Origin of the sequence: Nocardia arthritidis (genome assembly GCF_011801145.1) — a bacterium.
GTDB lineage: Bacteria > Actinomycetota > Actinomycetes > Mycobacteriales > Mycobacteriaceae > Nocardia > Nocardia arthritidis_A.
Window position 1 is genome coordinate 422,804 of sequence record NZ_CP046172.1, and the last position, 26,103, is coordinate 448,906.

Below are 26,103 nucleotides of genomic sequence, written 5' to 3' on the forward strand. Positions count from 1 at the left end.
TTGATCGACCCTTCTCCCTGTCCCGGCACTGCTTCGGCTCCGTCCGATTCGCGGCGGTCCCGGTGCCCCAAGCTACCGCCTGCGGGCCTGCCTGATCACGCCGCGCCCTGTTCTCGTTCTAGCTGACCCGCATCGCGGGCGGCCTGGTGCGCACGCCCACGCCGCAACAGTAGCGCCGAACCGGCGAGTGATGCCGCCATTGACGTCACCAACACAGCGGCCTTCGCCAACTCCACGGCCGAACCGTCGCCGACATCGCTGAGCGCGAGTTCCGCCACGAGCAGGCTAACGGTGAATCCGATGGCGCCGAGCACCGACAGCGCGAACATATCGCGGTAGCCGAGCTCGGCGGGACGCTTCGCGATGCCCAACCGGATTGCCGCCCAGCTGATCCCGAAGATGCCGCAGGTCTTGCCGACCAGCAGTCCGATGACGATCGACAGCGCAAGGCGATCGGTGAAAAGCTGCCCGAATACCTTGCCGTCCAACGGAACTCCGGACGCGAACAGCGCGAACAGCGGAACGCACACACCGGCCGAAATCGGTTGGAACATATGCTCCAGTCGAGTCGCCGGCGCCTGCTCCTCGCCGGTGTCGGGCCGCACCCGGGTGAGCAGTCCGAGGATCACCCCGGCCAGGGTCGGGTGAATTCCCGCCTCGTGCAACGCATACCAGGACACCAGCGCGAGCGGGACGTACACCAGCGGTGTGCGGATCCGCAGCCGCTGGGCCAGCGCCCACAGCGCGAAGCAGGCCGCGGCGGCCATCAGCCACAGCACCGCGAGCGAGGTGGTGAACAGCACCGCGATCAGGATGATCGCCAGCAGATCGTCGACCACCGCGAGGCTGAGCAGGAAGACGCGGGCGCTGGCCGGAATCCGCGATCCGGTCATGGCGAGCACGGCGAGCGCGAACGCGATATCGGTCGCGACGGGTATCGCCCAACCGCGATCCATACCGGGTGTGCCGTGGCCGACGGCGAGCGCGATCAGCGCCGGGGTGAGCACGCCGCCCACCGCGGCGATGATCGGCAGCGCGGCGCTCTTGGGATCGGCCAGCTCGCCGACCACCAGCTCGCGTTTGAGTTCGAGCCCGGCGACGAAGAAGAAGATGGCGAGCAGCCCGTCTGTCGTCCAGTCGGCCAGGCTCAGTTCCAGGTGCAGCGGGGGTATCGCGAGGACGGTCTCGGTCATGGTGACGTAGCTGTCCCGCCACGGCGAGTTGACCCAGAGCAGTGCGATCGCCGCCGCGATGAGAAGTAGTGCGCCGCCGACGGTTTCCGTGCGTAGGTAGCGGGATAGTTCCGAGCGCACCTGGGTGATCACGGGCGGCCTTTCGATAGGTCGGCATGGTCACGACCGGCACCTACCGGTTGGTTTGTTGGGCAGCTGCGGTCGCGCGCCGACCAGACTTCCCGGCACACCTCACGTACTTATTACGCAATTCTAACGGGTAGGGCCGGTGACGAATTCCGTCACCGGCCCTACCATGTGCCGCCGCCGCGCCGCGATCAGGCGCTACGCATCAGGCGCGACTGGCCCGGATCGCCTCGAAGACGTTGGGGTCCACCAGGGTTGAGGTGTCGCCGAGTTCGCGTCCTTCGGCGACGTCGCGCAGCAGGCGGCGCATGATTTTGCCGCTGCGGGTTTTGGGGAGTTCGGGGACGATGTGGATTTCGCGGGGTTTGGCGATGGGGCTGATGTCGCGGGAGACCTGTGCTTTGAGTTCGTCGATGAGTGCGGTGCCGGTGTTGGTGGTTTCGGCGGTGAGGATGACGAAGGCGACGATGCCCTGTCCGGTGGTGGGGTCGCTGGCGCCGACGACGGCGGCTTCGGCGACGCCGGTGTGTCCGACGAGTGCGGATTCGACCTCGGCGGTGGAGATGCGGTGGCCGGATACGTTCATCACGTCGTCCACCCGGCCCAGCACCCACAGATCGCCCTGTGCGTCCAGCCGCGCGCCGTCACCGGCGAAATACCAGCCCTGTTCGGCGTAGCGCTCCCAGTAGGTGGACCGGTAGCGGTCCATATCGCCCCAGATGCCGCGCAGCATCGACGGCCACGGCTGGTCGAGCACCAGGTAGCCGTTGGCCTCGGTCTCGCCGAGTTGCACCGGCTTGCCCTCCTCATCGACGACCTGCGCCGAGATGCCGGGCAGCGGTGTCATCGCCGCGCCGGGTTTGGCGGCGGTGACACCGGGCAGCGGGGAGATCATGATCGCGCCGGTCTCGGTCTGCCACCAGGTGTCCACGATCGGGGTTCGGTTGCCGCCGATCACCTCCCGGTACCAGCGCCAGGCCTCCGGGTTGATCGGCTCACCCACCGAGCCGAGCACCCGCAGCGAGGACAGATCGTGCGCGGCGGGAATCTCCCTGCCCCACTTCATGAATGTCCGGACCAGCGTCGGCGCGGTGTAATAGATTGAGACACCGTACTTTTCGATGATCTGCCAGTGCCGATGCTCGTCGGGGAAGTTCGGGGTGCCCTCGTAGACCACCTCGGTGACCCGGTTGGCCAGCGGTCCGTAGACGATATAGCTGTGCCCGGTGACCCAGCCGATATCGGCGGTGCACCAGTAAACATCTTGTCCCGCTTTGTGATCGAAGACGTAGTGATGGGTGTAAGCGGCCTGGGTCAGGTAACCACCCGAAGTGTGCAGGATGCCCTTCGGCTTACCGGTGGTCCCAGAAGTGTAGAGAATGAACAGCGGATGCTCGGCATCGAAGGCTTCCACCTCATGGGAAGGGGAGGCATGCGCGACGGTGTCGTGCCACCACACGTCGCGGCCCTCGGTCCACGGCACCTCGATACCGGTGCGCCGCACCACGAGCACATGCTCGACGCTGTGCGTGCCGCCCGAAAGTGCCTCGTCCACCGCGGCTTTCAGTGGTGCGGGGGTGCCGCGTCGCCATTGGCCGTCGGTGGTGATGACCAGGCGGGCCTGGGCGTCGTCGACGCGTTGACGCAGGGCGGTGGGGGAGAACCCGGCGAAGACCACCGAATGGGTCAAGCCCAGCCGGGCGCAGGCCAGCATCGCCACGATCGCCTCGGGCACCATCGGCATGTAGATCGCGACCCGGTCACCGGCGTGCAGGCCGAGTTCGGTCAGGTAGTTCGCCGCCCGCGAAACCTCTTCCAGCAGTTGGGTGTAGGTGATGTCGCGGGAATCGCCGGGTTCGCCCTCCCAGTGGATGGCGACCTGATCGCCGTGCCCGTCGAGCACGTGCCGGTCCACACAGTTGTAGGCGACGTTGAGCTTGCCGTCGACGAACCACCGCGCCACCGGCGCCCCGGACCAGTCCAGCACCCGCGACCACGGCTGATGCCAATGCAACCGGCCCGCCTGCTCCGCCCAGAACGCATCACGATCGGCGGCCGCCCGTTGGTATACGGCCGCTTCCGCATTGGCCGCGGCGGCGAATTCCGGTGTCGGCGGGTAGACGTCCCGGTTGTCGGCGGTCGCATCGGTGGTCATCTGTTCGTCACTTCTTTCACGTATCCCTGGGTTGTCGGCACCCCCGACACTAGCCAAGTGTGATGGGGATCGCCCCCGGGTGGGCCGACACGCGCGACTGCCACCGATCGTCCCCGCGAACCCCCGGTAGTCGGCCGGTCAGCTAGCGCATTTGTGCAGATTCCGGGCGCGTCGTGGCATTATTCCAGCCGAAAACTTATTTTCCAGTGATGTTTTCATGTTTCATAGATGTTGCCGTGGCGGTAACAAGTGGAACGAACCTAGGTCAATCCGATGACAACACCGGTGAACGGTGGCTAACCTCCGATGCATTCGACAGCGGATCGTGCCGAGACGCGCCATGAGCACAACTCAAGCGTGTGTCGCCGGTTCCTCGCCCTTTCTCGACAACGGGAGAACGCGTTGAGATTCAAGACTGCAGCCGCGCTGGCGGTGGCGGTCCTAACGGCTACCAGCCTTGGACTGACCGCCTGCTCGTCGGACTCCGGTGGCACCGATCTGGTCACCGTGAACGGCGGCGAACCGCAGAACCCGTTGGTGCCGACCAACACCAATGAGAACTACGGCGGCCGCGTGGTCGACCGGCTCTTCGCCGGCCTCAAGTACTACGACGCCGATGGCAAGTCGTACGACGAGATGGCGCAGTCGATCGAGACGAGTGACCGGCAGCACTACAAGATCACCATCAAGCCGGACTGGAAGTTCACCGACGGCACCCCGGTGACCGCCAAGTCGTTCGTCAACGCGTGGAACTACGGCGCCCTCGGCACCAACGCCCAGTTGCAGAGCTATGTCTTTCAGCCGATCGTCGGCTTCGACGAGGTGAACGCGAAGAACCCCACCGTGCAGACGATGTCGGGTCTGAAGGTGGTCGACGACAAGACCTTCACCGTCGATCTCAAGCAGCCGTCCATCGATTTCGTGACCGCGCTCGGCTACGCGCCGTTCTATCCGCTGCCCGATGTGGCGTTCAAGGATATGAAGGCGTTCGGTGAACACCCGGTCGGCAACGGCCCGTACAAGATCACCACCTGGGACCACAACGTCAAGATCGAAGTGGTACCCAATCCGGACTACCACGGCGGACGCCCGGCCAAGAACAAGGGCCTGCGCTTCGTGATGTACCAGTCCTTCGACACCGCGTACGCGGATCTGCAGGCGGATAACCTCGACGCGCTCGACACCATCCCGAACAGCGCGATCGCCACGTACCGCAAGGATCTCGGCGACCGCGCGATCACCAAGCCGACCGCGCAGAATCAGCACTTCGGCATTCAGCAGAACGTGCCGCACTTCGGTGGTGCGGAGGGTGTGCTGCGGCGCAAGGCGATCTCGATGGCGATCGACCGAGACCAGATGTGCGACAAGATCTTCCACGGCAGCCGCAAACCGACCCGCGACTTCACCGCGAGCACGCTGCCCGGCTTCGACAACAACCTGCCCGGTGTCGAGCTGCTGACCTACAAACCGGACGAGGCCAAGAAGCTGTGGGCCCAGGCCGATGCCATCTCGCCGTGGTCGGGCCGCTTCGAGATCGCCTACAACTCCGACGGCGGCCACCAGGAGTGGATCGAGGCCGCGGCCAACAGCATCAAGAACACCCTCGGCATCGACGCCGTCGGCACCCCGTTCCCGACCTTCAAAATCATTCGGGACAAGGTGAATACGCGCACCATCGGCATGGCCTTCCGCTACGGCTGGCAGGGTGACTACCCGACCATGCTGGAGTTCCTGACCTCGCAGTATTTCAGCTTCTCCGAGACCAATAACGTCGACTGGAAGAATCCCGAGTTCGACGCGCTGCTCAACAAGGCTCTCGCCGCGCCGACCGAACAGGAGTCGTGGAAGATCGTCGCGCAGGCACAGGAGATGCTGATTCAGAACATGGCCGACATTCCGGTGCTCGACTACCTGGCCGATGCGGGTCGGTCCACCAAGGTGAAGAAGGCGCCGCTTGCCTGGAGCGGTCTGTTCGATTTCGAGAACATCGAGAAGTAGTGGGTAACGGCTCGGCGGAGATCGCCGGGTACCTGGGCTCCGGCATGCGGAAACAGGTACCCGGCGATCACTGCGGCACGAGCCGGAACCACCGCTGAACCCGCGGAGGAAAGATGGCCTGGTATATCCTGCGGCGCCTGCTTCAAATGATCCCGGTATTTATCGGGGCGACGCTGCTTATCTACGCAATGGTATTTCTGATTCCCGGCGACCCGATCAGGGCGCTGGCAGGCGACAAACCGATGTCGCCGATCGTCGAGGCGCAGTTGCGCGCCCGATACCACTTGGACAAGCCGTTCTTGATGCAGTACCTGCTGTATCTGAAGGGCATTGTGACCTTCGATTTCGGTACCTCGTTCTCCGGGCGGCCGGTGCGCGACGAACTCGCGCGGGCCTTCCCGATCACCATCCGGCTGGCCTTCATGGCGGTATGCATCGAGGGCATCTTCGGTGTGGCCTTCGGCCTCGTCGCGGGGCTGCGCAAGGGCAAACTGTTCGACTCGACCATGCTGGTGGTCAGCCTGGTCATCATCGCGGTGCCGATCTTCGTGCTCGGCTACCTCGCCCAGTACTTCCTCGGAGTCAAATGGGGGATCGCACCGGTCACGGTGACCGGTAAGGCATCGTTCCAGGAATTGCTGTTACCCGCCTTCGTCCTCGGATCGCTGTCGTTCGCCTATGTGCTGCGGCTGACCAGGAATTCGGTGGCGGAGAACCAATCCGCGGACTATGTGCGGACCGCGACGGCCAAGGGCTTGGGCCGCAGGCGCGTCGTCACCGTGCATATCCTGCGTAATTCCATGATTCCGGTGCTCACCTTCCTCGGCGCCGATCTCGGCGCGCTGATGGGCGGTGCGATCGTCACCGAAGGCATCTTCAATATTCCCGGCGTTGGCGGGACGCTGTATCAGGCGATCACGCGCGGTGAACCACCTACGGTGGTGTCGTTCGTAACCGTCCTGATCGTGATCTTCCTGGTGTCCAACCTGATCATCGATCTGCTCTACGCCGCACTCGATCCGAGGATTCGCTATGCCTGAAGTCAAAGCTCCCCGAGGCAGGCAGGAGTACTACGTCGCACCACCCGACGAGGTGGTGGTGCTGGCCACCGACCAGGTGGACGAAACCGGCACGCCGACAAGCATTTGGCGCGACGCCTGGCGGCAGCTGCGGCGCAACCCGATCTTCATCGCCGCCGCACTGTTGATCCTCTTCGTCGCGGTCGTCGTGCTGTTCCCCCAGCTGTTCACCGATCAGGATCCGCGCTACTGCAACGGCGCGTTCAGCATGGGTCCGGCCGGCGACGGTCATCCGTTCGGCTTCGACAAGCAGGGCTGCGACGTCTACGCCAGGACCGTCTACGGCGCCAGGGCGTCGGTGATGTGTGGACTCGGCGCGACGTTCGTCTTCGTCCTGCTCGGCGGCGTGCTCGGTTCGCTCGCGGGTTTCTATGGGGGACTGCTGGATTCGATCGTGTCCCGGGTGGCGGAGATCTTCTACGCCATCCCGCTGATGCTGGCCGCCATCGTGATCATGCAGCTGCTGCAACAGCGTTCGATCTGGACCGTCATCCTGATCCTGGCCGCGTTCACCTGGCCGCAGGCCGCGCGCATCGCGCGCAGCGCGGTGATCGAGGCGAAGAACAGCGACTACGTCACGGCGGCGAAAGCGTTGGGCGTCAGCAGATTCCGCACCCTGCTGCGGCATGTGCTGCCGAATTCGGCCGGACCGCTGATCGTGGTCACCACCATCTGGCTCGGCGTCTTCATCGTCACCGAGGCGACGCTGTCCTTCCTCGGTGTCGGCCTGCCGCGCACCATCGTCTCCTGGGGTTCCGATATCGCCATGGACAAGACGGAAATCCGCACCTCGGCCATTTTGTTCTATCCCGCAACAGCTTTGGCGCTGACGGTGCTCAGCTTCATCATGCTCGGTGACGCCGTTCGCGACGCGCTCGACCCGAAGGCGAGGAAGAGGTGACGGCAACGATGACCTCGACGGAACCGCTGCTCGATATCCGCGACCTGAACGTATGCTTCAGCTCGGAGGGCAAGAAGATTCCGGCGGTGCGCGACGTGAACCTCTCGGTGTATCCGGGACAGACCGTGGCGATCGTCGGTGAATCCGGATCCGGGAAATCGACTACGGCGCATGCGATCATCGATCTGCTGCCCGGCACCGGCAAGGTGACCTCCGGCGAGATCATGTTCGACGGAAAGAATCTCGCGGCCGCCTCCAAGAAGGAGGTTGTCGCGGTGCGCGGCAACGGAATCGGGCTCGTCCCGCAGGATCCGATGTCGAACCTGAATCCGGTGTGGAAGATCGGCTTCCAGATCAAGGAAACCTTGGAGGCCAACGGAATAGCCAAGGGCAAGGCGGCCAAGCAGCGGGCGATCGAACTGCTGCAGGAGGCCGGTATGTCCGACGCGGCGCGCCGGGTCAACCAGTATCCGCACGAATTCTCCGGCGGCATGCGGCAACGCGCTTTGATCGCAATGGGTTTGGCGTGCCGCCCGAAACTGCTCATCGCCGACGAGCCGACCTCCGCGCTCGACGTCACGGTGCAGCGACAGATCCTCGACCACCTCGACGGCCTCACCAACGATCTCGGCACCGCGGTGCTGCTGATCACCCACGACCTCGGTCTGGCCGCCGAACGGGCCGAGCACCTGGTTGTGATGTATCGCGGCCGGGTCGTGGAATCCGGTCCGGCACTGCAGATTCTGCGCGAGCCGCAGCATCTGTACACCAAGAAGCTGGTGAATTCGGCGCCGTCGCTCGCATCGCAGCGGCTGTCCTCCAGCGTCAAGCGGGCCGAGATCCGGGAGCGGGCCGTGCAGGCCGCCGAGGAGGCGGTGGCCGCCGATGCCGAACTCACCGCCGTGCCGGATGACGTCATGGTCGTGCAGAATCTGACCAAGGTGTTCCCGATCCGCGGTGGCGCGCCCTGGAAGTCGACGGATTTCGTTGCGGTCGACGATGTTTCGTTCAAACTGGCGCGTGGAACCACCACCGCGATCGTCGGCGAATCCGGTTCGGGCAAGTCCACCGTCGCGCGGATGGCGCTCGGCCTGCTCGACCCGACATCGGGTTCGGTGACCTTCGACGGCAAAGAGGTCGCCAAGCTGGACAGCAAGGCCGCGTTCGCGTTCCGGCGCCGGGTGCAGCCGATCTTCCAGGATCCGTACGGTTCGCTCGACCCTATGTACTCGATCTATCGCACGATCGAGGAGCCGCTGCGCACCCACCGGATCGGCACCTCGAAGGAGCGCGAGAAGACGGTTCGCGATCTGCTGGACAAGGTTTCGCTGCCATCGTCAGTGATGCGCCGCTACCCGAACGAGCTGTCCGGCGGTCAGCGGCAGCGTGTCGCAGTAGCCCGCGCGCTCGCGCTGAATCCGGAGGTGGTGATCTGCGACGAGGCGGTCTCCGCGCTCGACGTGCTGGTGCAGGCGCAGATCCTGAAGCTGCTCAACGATTTACAGGCCGAACTCGGTTTGTCCTACCTGTTCATCACGCACGATCTCGCGGTTGTTCGCCAAATAGCCGACGACGTGATCGTCATGCAGAAGGGCAAGGTCGTCGAGACCGCCACCACCGACGAGGTCTTCGACAATCCACAGGAGGACTACACCAAGCGCCTGCTGGACGCCATCCCCGGCCGCGACCTGCTCACCGGCGCGGTCTGAGCGACGGCGCGCTCGTCCGAGACTGCGGCACAAGGAGTTTCGGACGAGCGCGGATGCTCGTCGGGTCCCCCGGACAGCGGGTTGTCACGGGTGCCTCCGCATTCGCTTCGGCCATGCGTCTGTGGACGACTTCGTCGACGCCCCGGCGGTCGATTCACCGTCGGCAACGAGGTGCGGGCCGATGGCGCGGCACCGATTCGGCGCTTCGGTGACGATCGGCCTGCCGGAAACCGTGCCGCTGAACGCCGTCCGGAACCCGTGGCGCACGTCACCGGAGGTGTCGCCAGTAGCCTCGTTCCCGTGACCGATCCGCTACAGCCCCTCGTCGACCTGCCCGGCGTCCGGGACGCCGCCGACCGGGCCCGCGACGCGCTCGCCAAGGTGCATCGGCACAAGGCGAACCGGCGCGGCTGGCCGACCACCGCCGCCGAGGCCGCCGTCCGGGCGGCCCGCTCGTCGGCCGCCATCGATGGCGGCAGCACCGAGCTGCCCGCGGACGGCCGGGTCGCGGATCCGATCCTGGCGGGCGCGCTGCGGGTCGGCCAGGCGCTGGACGGCGACGCACTGCGCAATCTGGTCGGCACCTGGCAGCGGGCGCCGCTCCAGGCGCTTGCCCGGCTGCATCTGCTCGCCGCGGCCGATATGGTGCCCGATGCGGAGCTGCTCGGCAGGCCACGCGCCGACCCCGGCGTCGCCGAACGCCTCGACCTGTTGACGCAGACGGTGCTCGGCTCCGCCGCACCCGCACCGGTGCTCGCCGCGGTGGTGCACGGGGAGCTGTTGGCGCTGCGGCCGTTCGGCACCGCCGACGGAATCGTCGCCCGCGCGGCCTCGCGACTCGTCGCGGTGTCCAGCGGGCTGGACCCGCACAGCCTCGGTGTGCCCGAAGTGTTCTGGCTGCGGCGCAGGCAGGCGTATCTGGACGCGGCCGCGGCATTCGGCACCGGTGATCCGGATGCGGTCGGCGGCTGGGTGATCCTCTGCTGCGGCGCCTTCGAAGACGGCGCCAGGGAGGCGACCTCGATCGCGGCCGCGGCCTCCGCCTGAGACCCCCGGACATATCAAAGCGGGCGGCGTTGTCTTTCGACCTCACCGCCCGCTAGCACGGGCCACCGGGTTACCAAGCGTGCTAGGTGGGTTGTGTTCCGCGGCCTCGGCGATGATGCGGACTCCGCCGGTTCATCCCCGCAACCTGTGCGAGGCCCTCGCCGTCGAAAACCCGAATCTCGCAGGCCCACAACGCTTCTGCCCTTGTCGCGGCGCGCTCCGCGTGGGTGCCTGGTGCCCGTGCTGGGAAGGGTGGGTTGGGAGGCTGAACCTTCTCTTCCGGTCTCGCCTTGGCCTTCCGTCCTTCCTTGGTTACCTTTGTACTCTGTGACAGCGCTCACATCAAGACCTGGGAAAACATTCAATTATCGGCGTGTCGATCGGCGTTTCGTGATTTAATCCCATGTCGTTCGGTCGCGTGTGTTATGTCAGCAAACACCGCGACAACTCTGCTGCCGCACATCCAACAGCGCTTTCGCGTGCCGGTACCGAGTTGGTTAAGCCTCAGCGGCGTCGGCGCAGCAGCCGGTAGCTGATCGCGCCGGCCAGCACCGCGCTCAACCCGACCACCGCCGTCGCGGCAAGGGTGGTCGACGACGGCGACTGGAACCGGGCCCACAGCGAAACCGGGTTCGAGAAGGTGAGAATGGGCCAGCCCCGCGCCGTCGCCTCCCGTCGCAGGTTCCGGTCCGGATTCACCGCCGTCGGATGCCCGACCACCTCCAGCATCGGCAGATCGGTGATCGAATCGGAGTAGGCGTAACACCGCGAAAGGTCGTAACCCTCGGCGGCGGCGAGCTTTTCGATCGCGGTGACCTTACCCGAGCCGTAGCAGTAGAACTCGACGCCGCCGGTGTAGCGGCCGTCCTCGACCACCATCCTGGTGGCCGCCGTATGCGAGGCGCCGAGCACATCCGCGATCGGCGCGACGATCTCCTCGCCGGATGCCGAGACGATCACCACATCGTGCCCGCGGATCTTGTGATCGGCGATGAGATCGGCCGCCTCGGCATAGATCAGCGGGTCGACCAACTCGTGAAGTGTCTCGGCGACAATGGATTTCACCTGCTCGACATCCCAGCCCGCACACATGTCCGTGAGGTGGGCGCGCATGCGCTCCATCTGGTCGTGGTCCGCGCCGGAGAGCAGGAACAGGAAGTGCGCGTAGCTGCTCTCCAGCACCGCGCGCCGGTTGATCAACCCCTGCGCATAGAACGGCTTGCTGAATACAAAGGTGCTCGACTTCGCGATCACCGTCTTGTCGAGGTCGAAAAAGGCCGCGACTCGCCCCGAGCCCTGGATCCGATTACCCGCGAGCCCTGTCAGATCGCCCTCCGCCGTCACGCGTCCAGGATAGGCGAGCGCCCCGCATCGGGTCCGGCACGGCGAGGCGACGTCGGGTTTTGTCGACAGTGCTGATTCCGCGAATACTTCCCGCAGAAGCTTGGTTCGGAGGGCAAGGCCGAACGCTGTGCGGTGGCGTTGATTCGGCGAGTGCGTCTCTCGGGAGCTCGGTTCGACGGGCGAGGTCAGACGCGGTGCGGTAGTGCTGATTCGGCGGGTGTTTCGCGTGGGAGTCCGGCTGGGCGCGGGCTGCGGTCGAGCTGCGTCCGTCAGCGCTGATTCGCCGGATACTTCTCGCTGGATCCGGCTTGGCGGGGCGAGGTCGGCCGCCGTGCGGTGGTGTTGATTCGGTGGGTGTCTCGCATGGGGGTCCGTCCCGACGGGATGGTCGGGCTTTGTCCGGCTGCGCACATTGGCCGATTGTTTCGGGCGGGAGTTCGGACCGGTGGATGGCATCAGACTTCTTCCGGCAGTGCGTATTTGGCGAGTGTCTAGGGGGCTCGATCCGGTATGGGGTTGTTGCTGGAGCGCTTCCGGCGGCGTGCATTCCGCGATGGGGGCTCGTGTTGTGGCTCGGTAGTGTGTGGGTCTGCGGAGCGACCTGATCGGCGTCGTCGCGCTGCTGCGGGCTTCGTGCCGGAGCGGGTGTGCCTGGAAGTTTGCCCCGCCCTCGGAGGGCCTGTAGTCGGCCTAAAGTTCCGGCGCGACGGACTTGCGTTGTGGGCGGGGATTGGGTGTAGTATTGCTGGCACCTGGACATGGTCCAGGCGCGTTCAGCCCGACCCCCCGGGGCTGAACCCGACGGCCCCAGCCTCCTCCCCCCCCGGCTGGGGCCGTCCTCTATTTCGGGACGGCCCGTCTTTTCGGCTGGGTGCCACGGGCCAAAAGTTATCCACACCCCGCGAGTTGTCCACACTCGCCGAAGCGGCCCTTCTGCCGCCCGGTTCGGTCGACAACGCTTGCCTGCATGGATCCCCAAGCAGCGCAGGCGACTACGGCGCCACCGGTCCTCGTACTCCTCCGCGACACCCGGCTGCGCGACGAGGTGCGCCGGGTCGCGGCCGCCGCCGAACGAGCGTTAGACGAAAGGGCACTGCCCGTCGGCAGGCACGCCTGGTCCGGTGCGCCGATGGTGATTCTCGACACAACCGCCGCGCGAGAGTGCGCCGAGGCCGGATATCTGCGTCGCGTCGGCATCGTGCTGGTGACCGATGGCGAACCGGCACTGCCGGATTGGCAGGCCGCGACGGCGGTCGGCGCGGAGCGGGTCATCGCGCTGCCCGATGCCGCGGTCGGACTTATCGAGAAGTTTGCTGAGCATGCCGAACAGCGCACGGGCGACGGCGTGATCGTCGCCATCGCGGGTGCCGGCGGCGGTGCGGGCGCGTCCACCCTGGCCGCCGCGACCGCCCTGCGCGGTGCCACACAACGGTTCCGGCGCGACACCATCCTCGTCGACGGCGCACCCCTCGGCGGTGGCCTGGACCTGCTGCTCGGGATCGAAACAACGGACGGTCTGCGCTGGCCCGACCTGGTTGTCGAGGACGGCAGGGTCTCGGCATCGGCGCTGCACGGCGCGCTGCCGAGCGCCGCGCCCGGGCTCGCCGTGCTGTCCTGCGGGCGTGGTGGTGCGGGCCGGTTGCCAAGTGAAATACGCGCGTCCGCAATGCGGGCCGTGCTCGAAGCAGGCCGGGCCGCAGGCGATTTGGTGGTCTGTGATGTCTCGGGCGAACGCGGCCCGCACGCGGATCAGATGCTCGACGCCGCCGACCTCGTCGTCCTGGTGGTGCAGGCGCGGATCCGCGCGCTGGCCGCGGCGGAATCCGTCGCGGCCCATATCAGGAGGCGAAATCCCAACCAGGGGTTGGTGATACGCGGTCCAGCTCCGGGCGGTCTGCGCAGCGTCGAGGCGGCCGAGGTGCTGGACCTGCCGCTGCTCGCCGCGGTTCGGGCCCAGCCAGGGCTGTGCGCTCGTCTCGAACGCGGTGGGCTGACAGCGCCGCGCCGTGGCCCGCTGCGTGAGGCCGCCGATGCGATCCTGGCCGTCCTGAGCGGGTCCGGCGGGTCGGAGCCGGAATGAGCTGCCGGGGTGGAAGTGCCGGATGTGCTGGGGCACAGGCGCATACGCGGATCGAAGTTCGGTGTGCGGGACGGGAGGCACGGCATGAGTGAGTTGGTGACATCGGAACTGCTCGACCGGGTGCGGGAGCGATTGGCCTGCGGTGCAGGGGAACCCGATCCGGCCATGGTGGCCGCCGCGATCCGGGCGGAGGCGGGTGCGGTGCTCGGCGATACCGATCTACTGCGTGCGCTGCGACTGCTGCAGACCGAAATGACGGGCGCCGGCGTGCTCGAACCGCTGCTGCGGGATCCACACGTCGCGGATGTGCTGGTGACGGGACCGGACTCGGTCTGGATCGACCGTGGCCGCGGTTTGCGACGGGCGCCGGTGTCCTTCCCCGACGAGGCCGCCGTTCGCCGGCTGGCGCAGCGGCTGGCGCTGTCCGCGGGCCGCAGGCTCGACGATGCCCAGCCGTGGGTGGACGGCAGGCTCTCCGGATGGGAAGCGGCACTGGGCGATTCGTTCGGCGTGCGGCTGCATGCGGTGCTCGCCCCGATCGCGCACGGCGGCACCTGTCTTTCGCTGCGGATCCTGCGCCCGGCCACCCAGGGTCTCGATGCGCTCGCCACCGCCGGCGCGATACCCGCGGCCGCGAAATCGCTGCTGGAGGAGATCATCCGGGCCCGCCTGGCGTTCCTGGTCGTCGGCGGCACCGGTGCCGGGAAGACGACGCTGCTATCCGGTCTGCTCGCGAAGGTGGATCCCGCCGAACGCATCATCTGCGTCGAGGATGCCGCCGAACTCGCGCCGCCGCACCCGCATGTCGTCCGCCTGGTCGCACGCGTCGCGAATGTCGAGGGCGTCGGCGAGGTGACGGTGCGCGACCTGGTGCGCCAGGCGCTGCGCATGCGTCCCGACCGAATCGTCGTCGGCGAGGTCCGCGGCGCCGAGGTGGTCGACCTGCTGACCGCGTTGAACACCGGTCATGACGGTGGGGCGGGCACCGTGCACGCCAACTCCCCGCAAGAAGTGCCCGCCCGCCTGGAAGCCCTTGCGGCACTGGGCGGAATGGACCGGGCGGCCCTGCACAGCCAACTGGCCGCCGCGATCCAGGTCGTCCTGCACGTACACCGCCGCCCCAACGGTTCCCGCGGGCTGCGCGAAATCGGCCTGGTCGAGCGTGCAGAATCCGGACGCGTCCAGATCATTCCGGCTTGGTGCGCCGATAGCCGCGCGGCCCCCGCGGCAGATGCCCTTCGCCACCTGCTCACTGAACGGCTCGCCCGATGACCGCGGTCATCCCACCCGTCTTCGACATCGGTGAGCCGACCGACGAGGTGTTCGCATGAGCATGGCGCTGGGATGTTTGGCGATCGCCTTACTGGTGGCTCCGGCTTCGGGGGCGCGGCGGCGATTCGCCCGGGTGTTCGGTGTTGCGCAGACCGGACGAAAGACCAAGCGCGGCACGCTGATTCGAGCCGGTGTCGCGGTTGCGGTATTGGCGACGGCCGGGTTCGGAGCCGGAACGGTTATCGCCGCGGTCATGGTGACGGCGACGATCGGTGTCAGGATGCGCCGCTCCGGTTGGGATAGACGTCGCGATCGCGAATGCGCTCGGTTGCTCGATGCGCTGGAATGCGTTGTGGCGGAGTTGCGTGTCGGCGCGCATCCGAGCGCGGCCGCGGATGTTGCCGCAAGCGAGTCGCAAGGTGAAGCCGCACAGGCATTTTCGGTCAGCGCGGCACGCGGCAGGTTGGGTGGTTCCGCCGCCGACGGCCTGCTGCTGCCGGAGTCCGTGGTGGCCGCCGAACTGTCCAGAATCGCCGGCGCCTGGCGGGTCGCCGAACAGCATGGCCTGGCGCTGGCGGAACTGCTCGCCGCGGCACGCGCGGATCTGGTGGGCCGCATCCGTTTCCGGGCACGCACCAATGCCGCGCTGGCGGGCGCCAGGGCCAGCGCGGCCGTGCTGGCCGGACTTCCGCTGCTCGGCATAACCCTCGGCCAGCTGATGGGCGCGGCCCCATTGCACGTCCTCTTCACCACCGCCGCCGGAACGCTACTTCTTCCGTTGGGTTCGGCCCTGGCCTGCTGCGGCCTCATATGGACCGACGCCATCACCAGAAAGGTACTCCTGTGACGCCCATCCCCGAACTCACCGTCGATCAGGCCAATCGGACCACCCCGAACCACCCTGATCCTGCCGACGCGGTGTCCGCGGTGACATTTCTGCCGTGCCGGTTCGGCTTCGAGCTGAGGTATGCGATCTGGCGAGACGCGGTGTGCGGTCGAAAGGTGCTCGGTCATATTTCTGCCGTGCCGGTTCGGCTTCGAGCCCGAGGCATGCGGTCCGGCGGGACGCGGTATGCGGTCGAAGGGTGCCCGGTCGTGTTTCTGCCGTGCCGGTCTGGCTTCGAGCCCGAGGCATGCGATCTGGCGAGACGCGGTATGCGGTCGAAGGGTGCTCGGTCATATTTCTGCCGTGCCGGTTCGGCTTCGAGCCCGAGGCATGCGATCTGGCGGGACGCGGTATGCGGTCGAAAGGTGCTCGGTCATATTTCTGCCGTGCCGGTTCGGCTTCGAGCCCGAGGCATGCGGTCCGGCGAGACGCGGTATGCGGTCGAAAAGTGCTTGGTAGCAGTCGGTTCGGGCGGCATTCGAATGGGAGGCGGTCGGGATGCTCGTGAGTGCGGGGAGTTCGGCGCTGCCACTGTTGGCGGCCGCGGCGGGCTTAGCGGTGTTTCCGGGACGAGTTTCGGTGCGGCGGCGGCTGCGCCGTCTGTGGCCTGCCGCCGGGGCGGACCGGCCACGGGCCGTGGTGCGCGCAACGGCTGATCCACTCGCGGCGGCATCGACATTCGACCTGCTGGCAGCGTGCCTGCGCGCCGGATTGCCGATGGCGGGAGCGGCGCGGGCCGCCGCGCCGAGCGCACCCGAACGGTTGGCACAGGCACTGCGGCGAGCCGCGGATCTGTTGGCGTTGGGCGCGGATGCCGGTGCCGCCTGGGAACGCGCCGCCCAAGAGGCCGCGGAATCGGAAGAGGTTGCGGCACTTGCCCGTATGGCACGGCGTTCCGCGCGCTCAGGCGCATCCATGGCGGTCGCGATCGCCGAGCTGGCCGAACAGCACAGGACCGCCGTCGAGGACGCCGCTGCGGCGCGTGCCGAGCGCGCCGGAGTACTCATCAGCGGACCACTCGGCCTCTGCTTCCTCCCCGCATTCGTCTGTCTCGGCATCGTCCCCGTCGTCATCGGACTGGCCGGCCGAGTACTCGGCGGTGGACTGCTATGAGCGAATTCGCGTGTGGCCCTTCGCTGGTTCGCGTCGCGGACGGCAGGGGTGGAGTGCCGTGGGACGCGGCCATGAATGAGCTCGCGTGCGGATCGTCGGCGCGGTGCGTCTGGCACATGGCGATTGGCCGCCGGGGTGTGCTCGTGAATGGGTTCGTGTGTGGCCCTTCGCTGGTTCGCGTCGCGGACGGCAGGGGTGGAGTGCCGTGGGACGCGGCCATGAATGAGCTCGCGTGCGGATCGTCGGCGCGGTGCGTCTGGCACACGGCGATTGGCCGCCGGGGTGTGCTCATGAATGAGTTCGTGTGTGGCCCTTCGCCGGTTCGCATCACGGACGGTAGGGGGCGAGTGCCGCGGGACGCGACCATGAATGAGCTCGTGTGCGGATCGTTGGCGCGGTGCGTGTGGCGCATGGCGGTTGGGGGTGGCCGGGGTGTTGGTGTGCGCGAGTTCGCATGTGAGTGGTTCGCGGTAGGGCGCGGTGGTGTGCGTGCGCCGTTGACGCGCCGTGGGAAGCAGGCGAGGGGGTGCGGGGTGGGGCGAGCGTGTCCGTGCGGAGTCGCCGTGCGGGCGTTGGAGAGAGGGGAAGAATTTGCGAATCGAGCAGGTTCCGGCGCGGGTCGACAGGGCGGTGCGGGCCGGATCTCGGCAGCTGCGGATGCGGCTGATACAGGTGGTGTTCGCCGAGGATGGGATGAGCACCGCGGAGTATGCGGTAGGGACTGTCGCCGCGGCGGCATTCGGGGCGGTGCTGTACACGGTGGTGACCGGCAACAGCATCGTCGATGCGTTGACGAAGATCATCGATCGGGCGCTGAACACCGCCGTGTAGCCGCGGCGGCGGTAAAGCGCTGGGGCGCAAGCAGTCTGGGTGATGACCGCGGTGGCGTAACGGTCGAGGCGGCCATTGCCGTCACCGCGATCGTCATCGCGGTTGCCCTGTGCCTCGGCGCTCTGCTCGCGGTGTCGGCTCAGATCCGCTGTGTCGATGCCGCCCGCGAGGCGGCCCGGCTCACAGCCCGCGGCGATCGCGTCGATGCCATTGCCGCGGCTCGCCGCACCGCGCCACCCGCCGCCGATATCACGGTGCGCACCGAGGGGTATCGGGTGATCGCTCTGGTCTCCGTCCACACGCGGCTGCTTCCGCTCCTGGTCCTGCGCGCCGAGGCCGTCGCCGCGATCGAACCCGAGGCGATCACGTGACGGCCGCGCGCCTGCGGGCATCGGATGGCGCGGCGACGGTACTCGCGTGTGCCGGGCTGGCCGCACTGGTGGTGGTGACGTTATTGATCGGTCAAGTGGGGATGGTCATCGTGGCGCGCCACCGGGCACAGGCGGCGGCCGACCTCGGCGCACTCGCGGGCGCCGGGGCATTGGACGGGGGCGCGGAGGCCGGGTGCGCCGCGGCCGAAGAAATCGTTCGGCGCATGAAGTTCCAGGTGGAAGGGTGCTCGGTGACCGATTGGGATGTCACCTTAACGGTTACTGAGAAAATACCAATGGGTCTGCTAGGTGATCGAACCGTACGCGCGGTTGCGCGTGCGGGGCCGACCGAAGTGGTTGATATGACCACTGCTAATCGGTAATTCCCCAGACCGAGGAAATGTGATATCTGGAATTGTCCGCGCCGACCCGGAAAAGGAAACGTTGAAATGATTTTGCGCGATTTGCGCACGTGGCAATACTTCAGTTAACATGATTTTGTTCCTTTTTATTCCACCGCTGGTCGGCACGGGTGATCGCCGCTGGTGATCACCTGGCCAGGTGGACGATCGGTCACGCGCGGAACGCGGCACGATCACGAATCGAACGCCCAGCCTTCATCGTTATCGCTGCTCAGCTCGTCGACTACCGCCGCGAGCAGGCGTGCGGCACCCGCCTTGTCCAGCGGGTGGTTGCCGTTGCCGCACTTGGGCGACTGAACGCAGGAGGGACAACCACCGGCACACCCGCAGGATTCGATGGCCGCCAGCGTCGCCGCGAGCCAATCGCGCAACCTCGCGAACCCGCGCTCGGCGAAGCCGGCGCCACCGGGCTGTCCGTCGTAGACGAAGACCGTCGGCAGCCCGGTATCCGGATGTTCGGCGGTCGACACGCCACCGATATCCCAGCGGTCGCACGTCGCGACCAGCGGCAACAGGCCGATCGCCGCATGCTCGGCGGCATGCAGCGCGCCGGCGACCCGCGTGGGTTCGATCCCGGCCCGCGCCAGCAGTTCCGGCGTCACGGTGTAGAGCACCGCTCTGGTCGGCAGCGTTTGCGCGGGCATATCCAGCTCGACGAGGTCCAAGACCTCGCCGGTGAGCAGGGTGCGCAGATAGCCCATGACCTGACCGGTCACCCTGACCTGCGCCAATGCCACGGTCACCGGGCCGTGCGCGCGCTGTTCGGCAATGGCGTCGATGGTGATCGAGGTCAGCTGCCTCGGGCTGGTGGTCCATCCGGGATCGTCCTGGTGCACGAAGGCGACGCCGCCATCGAGGTCCAGCTCGTCGACCACGTAGGTGTCGCCCTGATGCAGGTGAACCGCGCCTCGATGCAGGGTCGACCGCGCCCGGCCCGCGTCGGCGGTGCCGAGCAGCCTGCCGGTTTCGGCGTCGACGATGGCGATCGGCGTGCCGATTCCGCCCCGCACGTCGACCGCGTCGTGCGGCTGCGCATCCGCGGTGACATACCAGCGGCCACCGGCCCCGTTGGCCACCCGCCGCCGGATCAGCCCCTGCGCCGCCAGGTCGGTGAGCACCTGGCGGCCGCCGTACTCGTCCACCTCGGCGTCGGTGAGCGGCAGCTCGAGTGCGGCGCACAGCAGCTGCGGCCCCAGCACATACGGATTTCCGGGATCGGTGATGGTGGCCTCGACGGGCTTGTCCAGCAGCGCCGCCGGATGGTGCACCAGGAAGGTGTCCAGCGGATCGTCCCTGGCCACCAGCACCACCAGCGAGCCCTGGGTGCGTCGTCCGGCCCGCCCGGCCTGCTGCCAGAACGAGGCGACGGTGCCGGGGAAGCCGGAGATCACCACCGCGTCCAGGCCCGCGATATCCACGCCGAGCTCGAGCGCGTTGGTGGACGCGGCGCCGAGCAGCGACCCGTCGGACAGCGCCGCCTCCAGCTCACGCCGGTCCTCGGCGAGATAACCGGCCCGGTAGGCGGCGACCCGGCCCACCAGCGTCGGATCGATTTCCGCCAACAGCCTGCGGGTTTCCATGGCGGTCAGCTCCGCGCCGCGCCGGGAGCGCACGAAGGTCAGCGTGCTCGCCCCCTCGGCGATCAGGTCGGCCATGATGCGGCCGGCCTCCGCGGTCGCGGCTCGGCGCACCGGCGCACCGTTTTCGCCGGTCACGGTGGTGAGCAGCGGCGGCTCCCACAGTGCGACGGTGCGCGGCCCCTGCGGTGATCCGTCCTCGGTGACGGCGACGCACGGCGCGCCGATCAGCCGGGATGCGGCGGCCGCGGGGTCGGCGGCGGTCGCCGAACAGAGCACGAAAACCGGATCGGCCCCGTACCGTGCGGCGAGCCGCCGCAACCTGCGCAGCACCAGCGCCACATGCGATCCGAAAACACCGCGGTAGGCATGGCATTCGTCGACGACGACGTAGCGCAGCCTGCGCAGCACCCTGGCCCAGCGCTGATGGGACCGCAGTATGCCGACGTGCAGCATGTCGGGGTTGGTGAAGATCCACCTGGCATTGGCCCGCACCCACTGCCGGACCTCGGCGGGCGTGTCGCCGTCGTAGGTCGCGGGGTGGATATCGCGCAGCGGGCCCTCGTGGGTCAATTCGCCGATGGCGCGCAGTTGGTCCGCGCCGAGCGCCTTGGTCGGCGCCAGGTATAGCGCGGTGGCCTTGGGATCATCGCGCAACGCGGTCAGCACCGGCAGCTGATAGCCGAGCGATTTACCGGATGCGGTGCCGGTGCTGACGACGACATGTCTGCCGTTCACCGCGAAATCGGCGGTGCTGACCTGATGGCTCCACGGCGTGTCGATTCCGCTCGCCTGTAATGCGGCGAGCACGTCCGGCGACACCCATTCCGGCCATTCCGTGTGCGCGGCCGGCCGGGCGGGTAGGTCGACGACGTGGGTCAACCTGGGATCATCATCCGAAAGCCCGGTGAGGACACGGTTCAGCAACGATCGCCCGTAGCTGAGTCCCCTATCGGTCGCCTCCGGAGTGGTCTGGTCGGTTGGATTCATGAGACGCGCGCCGCGACACGCCAAGAAAGTGTGAAACGTGTGCGGTTAGGAACCTTCACCTGCCATTTCGATACCAAATAGCGACCTGGGTCACAGCCGGTTTGCCGAACACTCACTCGGTTATCGGGAGGCAAACGAACCACAAGTCTGGATTCCGGCATTGTGTCCCTCACCTGCGCATTCGCAAGATCAACTTTTTTGCAAATTGTCGGTAACTCGACTGTTGAATTGCTCGAAGACATGGTTCACTGGTTCCTGGTCGCAAGCTTCTGTGTTCGAGGGTCGGATCCAAAGTCCAAACCGTCAGCAGGATCGATGTTGCGAACGGTGTGCTTGGTGCTTTCCTGCAGGGGGAACCAACAGTACAGCGGTCGGAACGGACCCGGTGGACGAACCCAGTTGTCCGCCGTTCCGGTAAGAAAAGAGAAGGAACAGAATGGCACAGGGAACTGTGAAGTGGTTCAACGCGGAGAAGGGGTTCGGCTTCATCGCGCCCGAGGACGGCTCCGCTGACGTCTTCGTCCACTACTCCGAGATCCAGGGGTCGGGCTTCCGCACCCTTGAGGAGAACCAGAAGGTCGAGTTCGAGGTCGGCCAGGGCACCAAGGGCCCGCAGGCCACCGGAGTTCGCGCGCTCTCCTGAGCGTCGCAAACGTTTCCACCAGCTCGTCCCTCACCACCGGAAACGGGGTGGGGGACGACTTATATCTGGGGTACTGAGGACACGCCGCATGGACGCGCATCGGATAAAACACTGCATACTGGTGCGAAGTGACGCGCGTACGCTCAGTGGTTCGGGTCGCAAGCACTCGACCACACTCAGCGTCAAGGTATAAACGTGTCTGGTAGCGATGTTCAACCGTCGCCACCGCTTGCCCCACACCGCGCACCGGGCGCACCAGCGTCGCGCGGGTCGAGAAGGAAAGGTGTATTCGCCGGTGGCAACACGAGACCGCGGTGCAGCCGACCAGGGCCGTCCCCTGCGTCGTCTCGTGATCGTCGAGTCCCCGACCAAGGCCCGCAAGATCGCGCCGTACCTGGGTCGCAATTACACGGTCGAAGCCTCGGTCGGTCACATCCGGGACCTGCCGGCGAACGCCGCCGACGTGCCCGCCAAATACAAGGGCCAGCCCTGGGCGCGGCTCGGCGTCGACGTCGATCACGATTTCGAACCCATCTACGTGGTGAACCCGGATAAGAAGACCAAGGTCACCGAGCTCAAGAGCCTGCTGAAGGACGCCGACGAGCTCTACCTGGCCACCGACCCCGACCGCGAGGGCGAGGCCATCGCCTGGCATCTGCTGGAGACGCTGAAGCCGAAGGTGCCGGTGCGCCGGATGGTGTTCCACGAGATCACCGAACCCGCCATCCTGGCGGCCGCCGCCGACACCCGTGAGCTCGACTCGGATCTGGTCGACGCGCAGGAGACCCGGCGCATCCTGGACCGGCTGTACGGCTACGAGGTCAGCCCGGTGCTGTGGAAGAAGGTCATGCCGAAGCTGTCGGCGGGCCGGGTGCAGTCGGTGGCGACGCGGGTCATCGTGCAGCGCGAGCGCGAGCGGATGGCGTTCCGCTCGGCCGAGTACTGGGATATCGCCGCGATCCTCGACGCGGGCACCGGCGAGGGCGCGGACGCCGCCAACCCGAGGACCTTCGGTGCGCGCCTGGTGCAGGTGGATGGCGCACGCGTGGCCTCGGGCCGCGACTTCGGGCCTGACGGACAGCTGAAGACCGCGAATGGCGTTGTCGTGCTTGACGAGTCGCATGCGCGGCGGTTGGCCACCGCGCTGGACGGCGTCGATCTGGTGGTGGCGTCGGCGGAGTCGAAGCCGTACACCCGCAAGCCGTATCCGCCGTTCATGACCTCGACGCTGCAGCAGGAGGCGGGGCGCAAGCTGCGCTTCAACGCCGAGCACACCATGCGGGTGGCGCAGGCGCTGTACGAGAACGGCTACATCACCTATATGCGTACCGACTCGACCACGCTGTCGGAGTCGGCGATCGCCGCGGCCCGTGCGCAGGCCACTCAGCTCTACGGCGCGGAATTCGTACATCCCACCCCGCGTCAGTACAACCGGAAGGTGAAGAACGCGCAGGAGGCGCACGAGGCGATCCGGCCCGCCGGTGACACCTTCGCGACGCCGGGAGAGCTGCATTCGCGGTTGGACCGCGACCAATTCCGGCTCTACGAGCTGATCTGGCAGCGCACCGTCGCCTCGCAGATGGCCGATGCCAGGGGCACAACGCTGACGCTGCGGATCGCCGGTACCGCGGGATCCGGTGAGCAGTGCGTGTTTTCGGCCTCGGGCCGGACCATCACGTTCGCCGGCTTCCTCAAGGCCTATGTGGAAAGCGTCGACGAGGAGGCGGGCGGTCAATCCGATGACGCCGAATCCCGTTTGCCCGCACTGGAACAGGGCCAGGCCGTCACCGCGGTCGAGCTGAATCCCGATGGGCACGCGACGAATCCGCCCGCGCGCTATACCGAGGCCTCGTTGATCAAGGCTCTCGAAGATCTCGGAATCGGCCGTCCCTCAACGTATTCGTCGATTATCAAGACGATTCTGGGTCGCGGCTACGTGTACAAGCGCGGCAGCGCGCTGGTGCCGTCGTGGTTGGCATTCGCCGTAACCGGTTTGCTGGAGGAACATTTCGGCCGTCTCGTCGATTTCGACTTCACCGCGGCGATGGAGGACGATCTCGACGCCATCGCGGGCGGGCGCGAGCAGCGCGGAAATTGGTTGTCCAGCTTCTATTTCGGCGGCGAGCACGGCGTCGAGGGTTCGGTCGCGCGGTCCGGCGGGCTGAAGAAGATGGTCGGCGACCGGCTCGACGACATCGATGCCAGGGAAGTCAATTCGATCAAGCTCTTCACCGACGCCGAGGGCCGCGATATCGTGCTCCGGGTCGGGCGGTACGGACCGTACCTGGAGCGGATGATCACGAATCCCGATGACCCGCAGGGAGATCCGATCTCGCAGCGGGCAAACGTGCCGAATGATCCGCCGCCGAACGATCTGCCGCCGGATGAGCTGACGCTCGAGAAGGCCGAGGAGCTCTTCGGGAAGACTCAGCAGGAGGGCAGGTCGCTCGGTATCGATCCGGAGACCGGACACGAAATCGTCGCCAAGGAGGGACGTTTCGGCCCGTACGTCACCGAGGTGCTGCCGGAATCGGGCTCCGGCGATGGCGAGGCGCCTGCCACGAAGACCACGAAAAAGGCTGCGGCAGCGGTCAAACCGCGCACCGGTTCGCTGTTCAAGTCGATGGATCTGGAGACGATCACCCTCGACGACGCGCTGAAACTGCTTTCGCTGCCCCGGGTTGTCGGTAAGGATCCGGAATCCGGCGACGAGATCACCGCCCAAAACGGCCGGTACGGGCCGTATTTGAAGAAGGGCACCGACTCGCGCACGCTGAGCAGCGAGGATCAGATCTTCAGCGTGACGCTGGAGGAGGCGTTGAAGATTTACGCCGAGCCGAAGCGGCGCGGTCGGCAGGCGGCGAACGCGGCGCCGCTGCGTGAACTCGGAAACGACGCGGCCACCGGTATGCCGATGGTGATCAAGGACGGGCGGTTCGGCCCGTACGTCACCGATGGCGAGACCAATGCCAGCCTGCGCAAGGGCGACGACGTCGCGACCATCACCGACGAGCGGGCCTCGGAACTGCTCGCGGATCGGCGGGCGCGTGGGCCGGTGAAGAAGGTGGCCAAGAAGGCGGCGGCGAAGAAGACCGCGGCCAAGAAGACGACGGCCAAGAAGGCGGCGGTGAAGGCGACGACCACCAAGACCGTGGCCAAGAAGACGCCCGCGAAGAAGGCGGCGGCGAAGAAGACCGGTGTCGGCAAGGCGTGATCGGGTGTCCTGATCGCTCACGGTGTCCTAGCCTCGAGGGGCACAACGGCAAGAGCGAAGGACACCCATGGCCGATCAGGAGCGCGAGGATCTGATCAAGATCCTCGGCAACCAGCGTGAACTGTTCCAGATCACCCTTCGGAATATCGACGACGAACAGGCGCGCAGGCGCACCACGGTCAGCGAGCTGACCCTCGGTGGTCTGCTGCACCACCTGATAAACGTGGAACGACACTGGACTTCGGTGATCGTCGAACGGGACGAGAACGCCGAACTCGACGTGTCGAAGTTCGACGGCGAATACGTGATGGCGCCGGAGGAGACCGTGACCGGGCTGCTCGCGAAATGGGCTGAGGTCGCCGCCGCGACCGATGCGCTGATCCGCACGGTGGACAGCCTGGACTCCTCGATTCCGACGCCCACCGCGCCGTGGACGCCGGAACGCCAGTGGTGGACAGTGCGCTACACGCTGCTGCACATCCTGCGCGAGATCGCCCATCACGCCGGACACGCGGATATCATCCGCGAGGAGCTCGACGGGCAGAACAGCACGTATTCGCGCATCGCCTGAGTGCTATCGCCGCAGCAGGCGCAGGAATTCGCGCATCCACGCCGGATGGTCCGGCCAGGCCCGGCCGGTGACGATGTTGTCCTCCACATGCGCCTCGCTGTCGACGAATTTCGCGCCCGCCGCCTCGATATCGGGCGCGAGCGCCGGGTACGCGCTGCACGAGCGGCCCATCAAAACGCCCGCGGCGGCGAGGATCAGCGGTCCGTGGCACAGCGCGGCGATGGGCTTGCGCTCGGATGCGAAGTGCCGCACCAGCTCTCGGCACCGCTCATCGTTGCGCAGGTACTCCGGCGCGCGGCCGCCCGGCACCACCAGCGCGTCATACGTTGCCGGATCGACGTTTTCGAAGGCGATGTCGGCGGGCCAGGTGTGGCCGAGTTTCTCGGTGTATGTGTCGAAGCCGTCCACGAAATCGTGCACGACGAACTGCAATTTCTTGACGGCGGGCGCGGCGATCTCCACCTGGTGGCCCTCTTCGAGGAGCCGCTGGTAGGGATACATGACCTCGAGGTCCTCGGCCGCGTCACCGGCGATCAACAGAATTCTCACGGAATCCACCTCCGCATCAACGATCCGCCGGG

21 protein-coding genes are annotated in these 26,103 nt (G+C 66.8%); 16 read left to right on the top strand and 5 right to left on the bottom strand.

Annotated elements, in window-relative coordinates; translation table 11 throughout:
- Window positions 1-95: 95 nt before the first annotated feature.
- Together nhaA and acs are read right to left on the bottom strand one after the other, a co-directional pair.
- Window positions 96-1,322: a Na+/H+ antiporter NhaA gene (gene nhaA / locus F5544_RS01975; protein WP_167478917.1), complete on the bottom strand. Its 1,227-nt coding sequence runs from the start codon at window positions 1,320-1,322 to the stop codon at window positions 96-98.
- Between the two features lie 202 nt (window positions 1,323-1,524).
- Window positions 1,525-3,474, bottom strand: coding sequence for an acetate--CoA ligase (acs, locus tag F5544_RS01980; RefSeq protein ID WP_167471580.1), 1,950 nt, complete (start codon window positions 3,472-3,474; stop codon window positions 1,525-1,527).
- A 402-nt stretch (window positions 3,475-3,876) separates the two neighbouring features.
- Between acs and F5544_RS01985 the strand changes: the two genes are divergently transcribed.
- The 6 genes from F5544_RS01985 (at window position 3,877) to F5544_RS02005 (ending at window position 10,208) form a co-directional block, all read left to right on the top strand.
- Complete coding sequence (locus tag F5544_RS01985; RefSeq protein WP_238847043.1) at window positions 3,877-5,472, top strand: peptide ABC transporter substrate-binding protein; 1,596 nt, start codon at window positions 3,877-3,879, stop codon at window positions 5,470-5,472.
- Window positions 5,473-5,585: 113 nt separating this feature from the next.
- Entirely contained in the window at window positions 5,586-6,512 is a 927-nt protein-coding gene (locus tag F5544_RS01990; RefSeq protein ID WP_167471582.1) for an ABC transporter permease, read from the top strand.
- Window positions 6,505-7,452, top strand: coding sequence for an ABC transporter permease (locus F5544_RS01995; protein WP_167471583.1), 948 nt, complete (start codon window positions 6,505-6,507; stop codon window positions 7,450-7,452). The genes F5544_RS01990 and F5544_RS01995 overlap by 8 nt, the downstream gene beginning before the upstream one ends.
- 8 nt (window positions 7,453-7,460) lie before the next feature.
- Window positions 7,461-9,161 (top strand): ABC transporter ATP-binding protein, encoded by a 1,701-nt coding sequence (locus tag F5544_RS02000; RefSeq protein ID WP_167471584.1) that lies wholly within the window; start codon window positions 7,461-7,463, stop codon window positions 9,159-9,161.
- Between the two features lie 181 nt (window positions 9,162-9,342).
- A complete protein-coding gene (locus F5544_RS46990; RefSeq protein ID WP_275107008.1) occupies window positions 9,343-9,465 on the top strand; it encodes a hypothetical protein in 123 nt (40 codons plus the stop codon).
- A complete protein-coding gene (locus tag F5544_RS02005) occupies window positions 9,462-10,208 on the top strand; it encodes an oxidoreductase (protein WP_167471585.1) in 747 nt (248 codons plus the stop codon). The genes F5544_RS46990 and F5544_RS02005 overlap by 4 nt, the downstream gene beginning before the upstream one ends.
- Window positions 10,209-10,712: 504 nt before the next feature.
- Here F5544_RS02005 and F5544_RS02010 read toward each other — a convergent pair.
- Window positions 10,713-11,552, bottom strand: a complete 840-nt coding sequence (locus tag F5544_RS02010) for an HAD-IB family hydrolase (protein WP_238847044.1) — start codon at window positions 11,550-11,552, stop codon at window positions 10,713-10,715.
- Window positions 11,553-12,519: 967 nt separating this feature from the next.
- On the opposite strand from F5544_RS02010, the gene ssd reads away from it, so the two are divergent.
- The 7 genes from ssd to F5544_RS02045 all read left to right on the top strand — a co-directional run bounded on the left by ssd (window position 12,520) and on the right by F5544_RS02045 (window position 18,488).
- On the top strand, window positions 12,520-13,632 hold the full coding sequence (gene ssd, locus F5544_RS02015) for a septum site-determining protein Ssd (protein WP_167471586.1): 1,113 nt from the start codon (window positions 12,520-12,522) through the stop codon (window positions 13,630-13,632).
- A gap of 84 nt (window positions 13,633-13,716) precedes the next feature.
- Complete coding sequence (locus tag F5544_RS02020; protein WP_167471587.1) at window positions 13,717-14,904, top strand: TadA family conjugal transfer-associated ATPase; 1,188 nt, start codon at window positions 13,717-13,719, stop codon at window positions 14,902-14,904.
- A 55-nt stretch (window positions 14,905-14,959) separates the two neighbouring features.
- Window positions 14,960-15,751, top strand: a complete 792-nt coding sequence (locus tag F5544_RS02025; RefSeq protein ID WP_167471588.1) for a type II secretion system F family protein — start codon at window positions 14,960-14,962, stop codon at window positions 15,749-15,751.
- Window positions 15,752-16,288: 537 nt separating this feature from the next.
- Window positions 16,289-16,903, top strand: coding sequence for a type II secretion system F family protein (locus tag F5544_RS02030; protein ID WP_167471589.1), 615 nt, complete (start codon window positions 16,289-16,291; stop codon window positions 16,901-16,903).
- A 657-nt stretch (window positions 16,904-17,560) separates the two neighbouring features.
- Window positions 17,561-17,734, top strand: a complete 174-nt coding sequence (locus tag F5544_RS02035; protein ID WP_167478919.1) for a DUF4244 domain-containing protein — start codon at window positions 17,561-17,563, stop codon at window positions 17,732-17,734.
- A 35-nt stretch (window positions 17,735-17,769) separates the two neighbouring features.
- Window positions 17,770-18,105 carry a TadE family type IV pilus minor pilin gene (locus F5544_RS02040; protein WP_167478920.1) on the top strand — a complete coding sequence of 112 codons (336 nt, stop codon included), beginning with the start codon at window positions 17,770-17,772 and terminating at the stop codon, window positions 18,103-18,105.
- On the top strand, window positions 18,102-18,488 hold the full coding sequence (locus F5544_RS02045; protein ID WP_174867246.1) for an Rv3654c family TadE-like protein: 387 nt from the start codon (window positions 18,102-18,104) through the stop codon (window positions 18,486-18,488). Before F5544_RS02040 ends, F5544_RS02045 begins: the two co-directional genes overlap by 4 nt.
- A 212-nt stretch (window positions 18,489-18,700) precedes the next feature.
- Here the strand turns inward: F5544_RS02045 and F5544_RS02050 are convergent, their stop codons facing one another.
- The gene (locus F5544_RS02050; RefSeq protein WP_167471590.1) at window positions 18,701-21,094 is read right to left on the bottom strand and encodes a DEAD/DEAH box helicase; all 2,394 of its coding nucleotides are present in this window, start codon (window positions 21,092-21,094) and stop codon (window positions 18,701-18,703) included.
- 436 nt (window positions 21,095-21,530) lie between these two features.
- Here F5544_RS02050 and F5544_RS02055 point away from each other — a divergent pair, with 436 nt between their 5' ends.
- The 3 genes from F5544_RS02055 to F5544_RS02065 all read left to right on the top strand — a co-directional run bounded on the left by F5544_RS02055 (window position 21,531) and on the right by F5544_RS02065 (window position 25,522).
- Window positions 21,531-21,737, top strand: coding sequence for a cold-shock protein (locus tag F5544_RS02055; RefSeq protein ID WP_011206895.1), 207 nt, complete (start codon window positions 21,531-21,533; stop codon window positions 21,735-21,737).
- Window positions 21,738-22,032: 295 nt separating this feature from the next.
- Window positions 22,033-24,951 carry a type I DNA topoisomerase gene (topA, locus tag F5544_RS02060; RefSeq protein WP_428847111.1) on the top strand — a complete coding sequence of 973 codons (2,919 nt, stop codon included), beginning with the start codon at window positions 22,033-22,035 and terminating at the stop codon, window positions 24,949-24,951.
- Window positions 24,952-25,018: 67 nt separating this feature from the next.
- Complete coding sequence (locus F5544_RS02065; protein WP_167471592.1) at window positions 25,019-25,522, top strand: DUF664 domain-containing protein; 504 nt, start codon at window positions 25,019-25,021, stop codon at window positions 25,520-25,522.
- 3 nt (window positions 25,523-25,525) lie between these two features.
- Here F5544_RS02065 and F5544_RS02070 read toward each other — a convergent pair whose 3' ends face one another.
- Window positions 25,526-26,071, bottom strand: a complete 546-nt coding sequence (locus F5544_RS02070) for a DJ-1/PfpI family protein (RefSeq protein WP_167471593.1) — start codon at window positions 26,069-26,071, stop codon at window positions 25,526-25,528.
- Between the last annotated feature and the right edge of the window lie 32 nt (window positions 26,072-26,103).

Excerpts from the sequence above, each read along its gene's own strand:
- ssd (WP_167471586.1), top strand. The coding sequence starts at position 12,520 with ATGGATCCCCAAGCAGCGCAGGCGACTACGGCGCCACCGGTCCTCGTA.
- F5544_RS02050 (WP_167471590.1), bottom strand. The coding sequence starts at position 21,094 with ATGAATCCAACCGACCAGACCACTCCGGAGGCGACCGATAGGGGACTC.
- acs (WP_167471580.1), bottom strand. The coding sequence starts at position 3,474 with ATGACCACCGATGCGACCGCCGACAACCGGGACGTCTACCCGCCGACA.
- F5544_RS02055 (WP_011206895.1), top strand. The coding sequence starts at position 21,531 with ATGGCACAGGGAACTGTGAAGTGGTTCAACGCGGAGAAGGGGTTCGGC.
- F5544_RS02065 (WP_167471592.1), top strand. The coding sequence starts at position 25,019 with ATGGCCGATCAGGAGCGCGAGGATCTGATCAAGATCCTCGGCAACCAG.
- F5544_RS02020 (WP_167471587.1), top strand. The coding sequence starts at position 13,717 with ATGAGTGAGTTGGTGACATCGGAACTGCTCGACCGGGTGCGGGAGCGA.
- F5544_RS02035 (WP_167478919.1), top strand. The coding sequence starts at position 17,561 with ATGCGGCTGATACAGGTGGTGTTCGCCGAGGATGGGATGAGCACCGCG.
- F5544_RS01995 (WP_167471583.1), top strand. The coding sequence starts at position 6,505 with ATGCCTGAAGTCAAAGCTCCCCGAGGCAGGCAGGAGTACTACGTCGCA.
- F5544_RS01990 (WP_167471582.1), top strand. The coding sequence starts at position 5,586 with ATGGCCTGGTATATCCTGCGGCGCCTGCTTCAAATGATCCCGGTATTT.
- F5544_RS02000 (WP_167471584.1), top strand. The coding sequence starts at position 7,461 with ATGACCTCGACGGAACCGCTGCTCGATATCCGCGACCTGAACGTATGC.
- F5544_RS02030 (WP_167471589.1), top strand. The coding sequence starts at position 16,289 with ATGCTCGTGAGTGCGGGGAGTTCGGCGCTGCCACTGTTGGCGGCCGCG.
- F5544_RS02025 (WP_167471588.1), top strand. The coding sequence starts at position 14,960 with ATGAGCATGGCGCTGGGATGTTTGGCGATCGCCTTACTGGTGGCTCCG.
- F5544_RS46990 (WP_275107008.1), top strand. The coding sequence starts at position 9,343 with ATGGCGCGGCACCGATTCGGCGCTTCGGTGACGATCGGCCTGCCGGAA.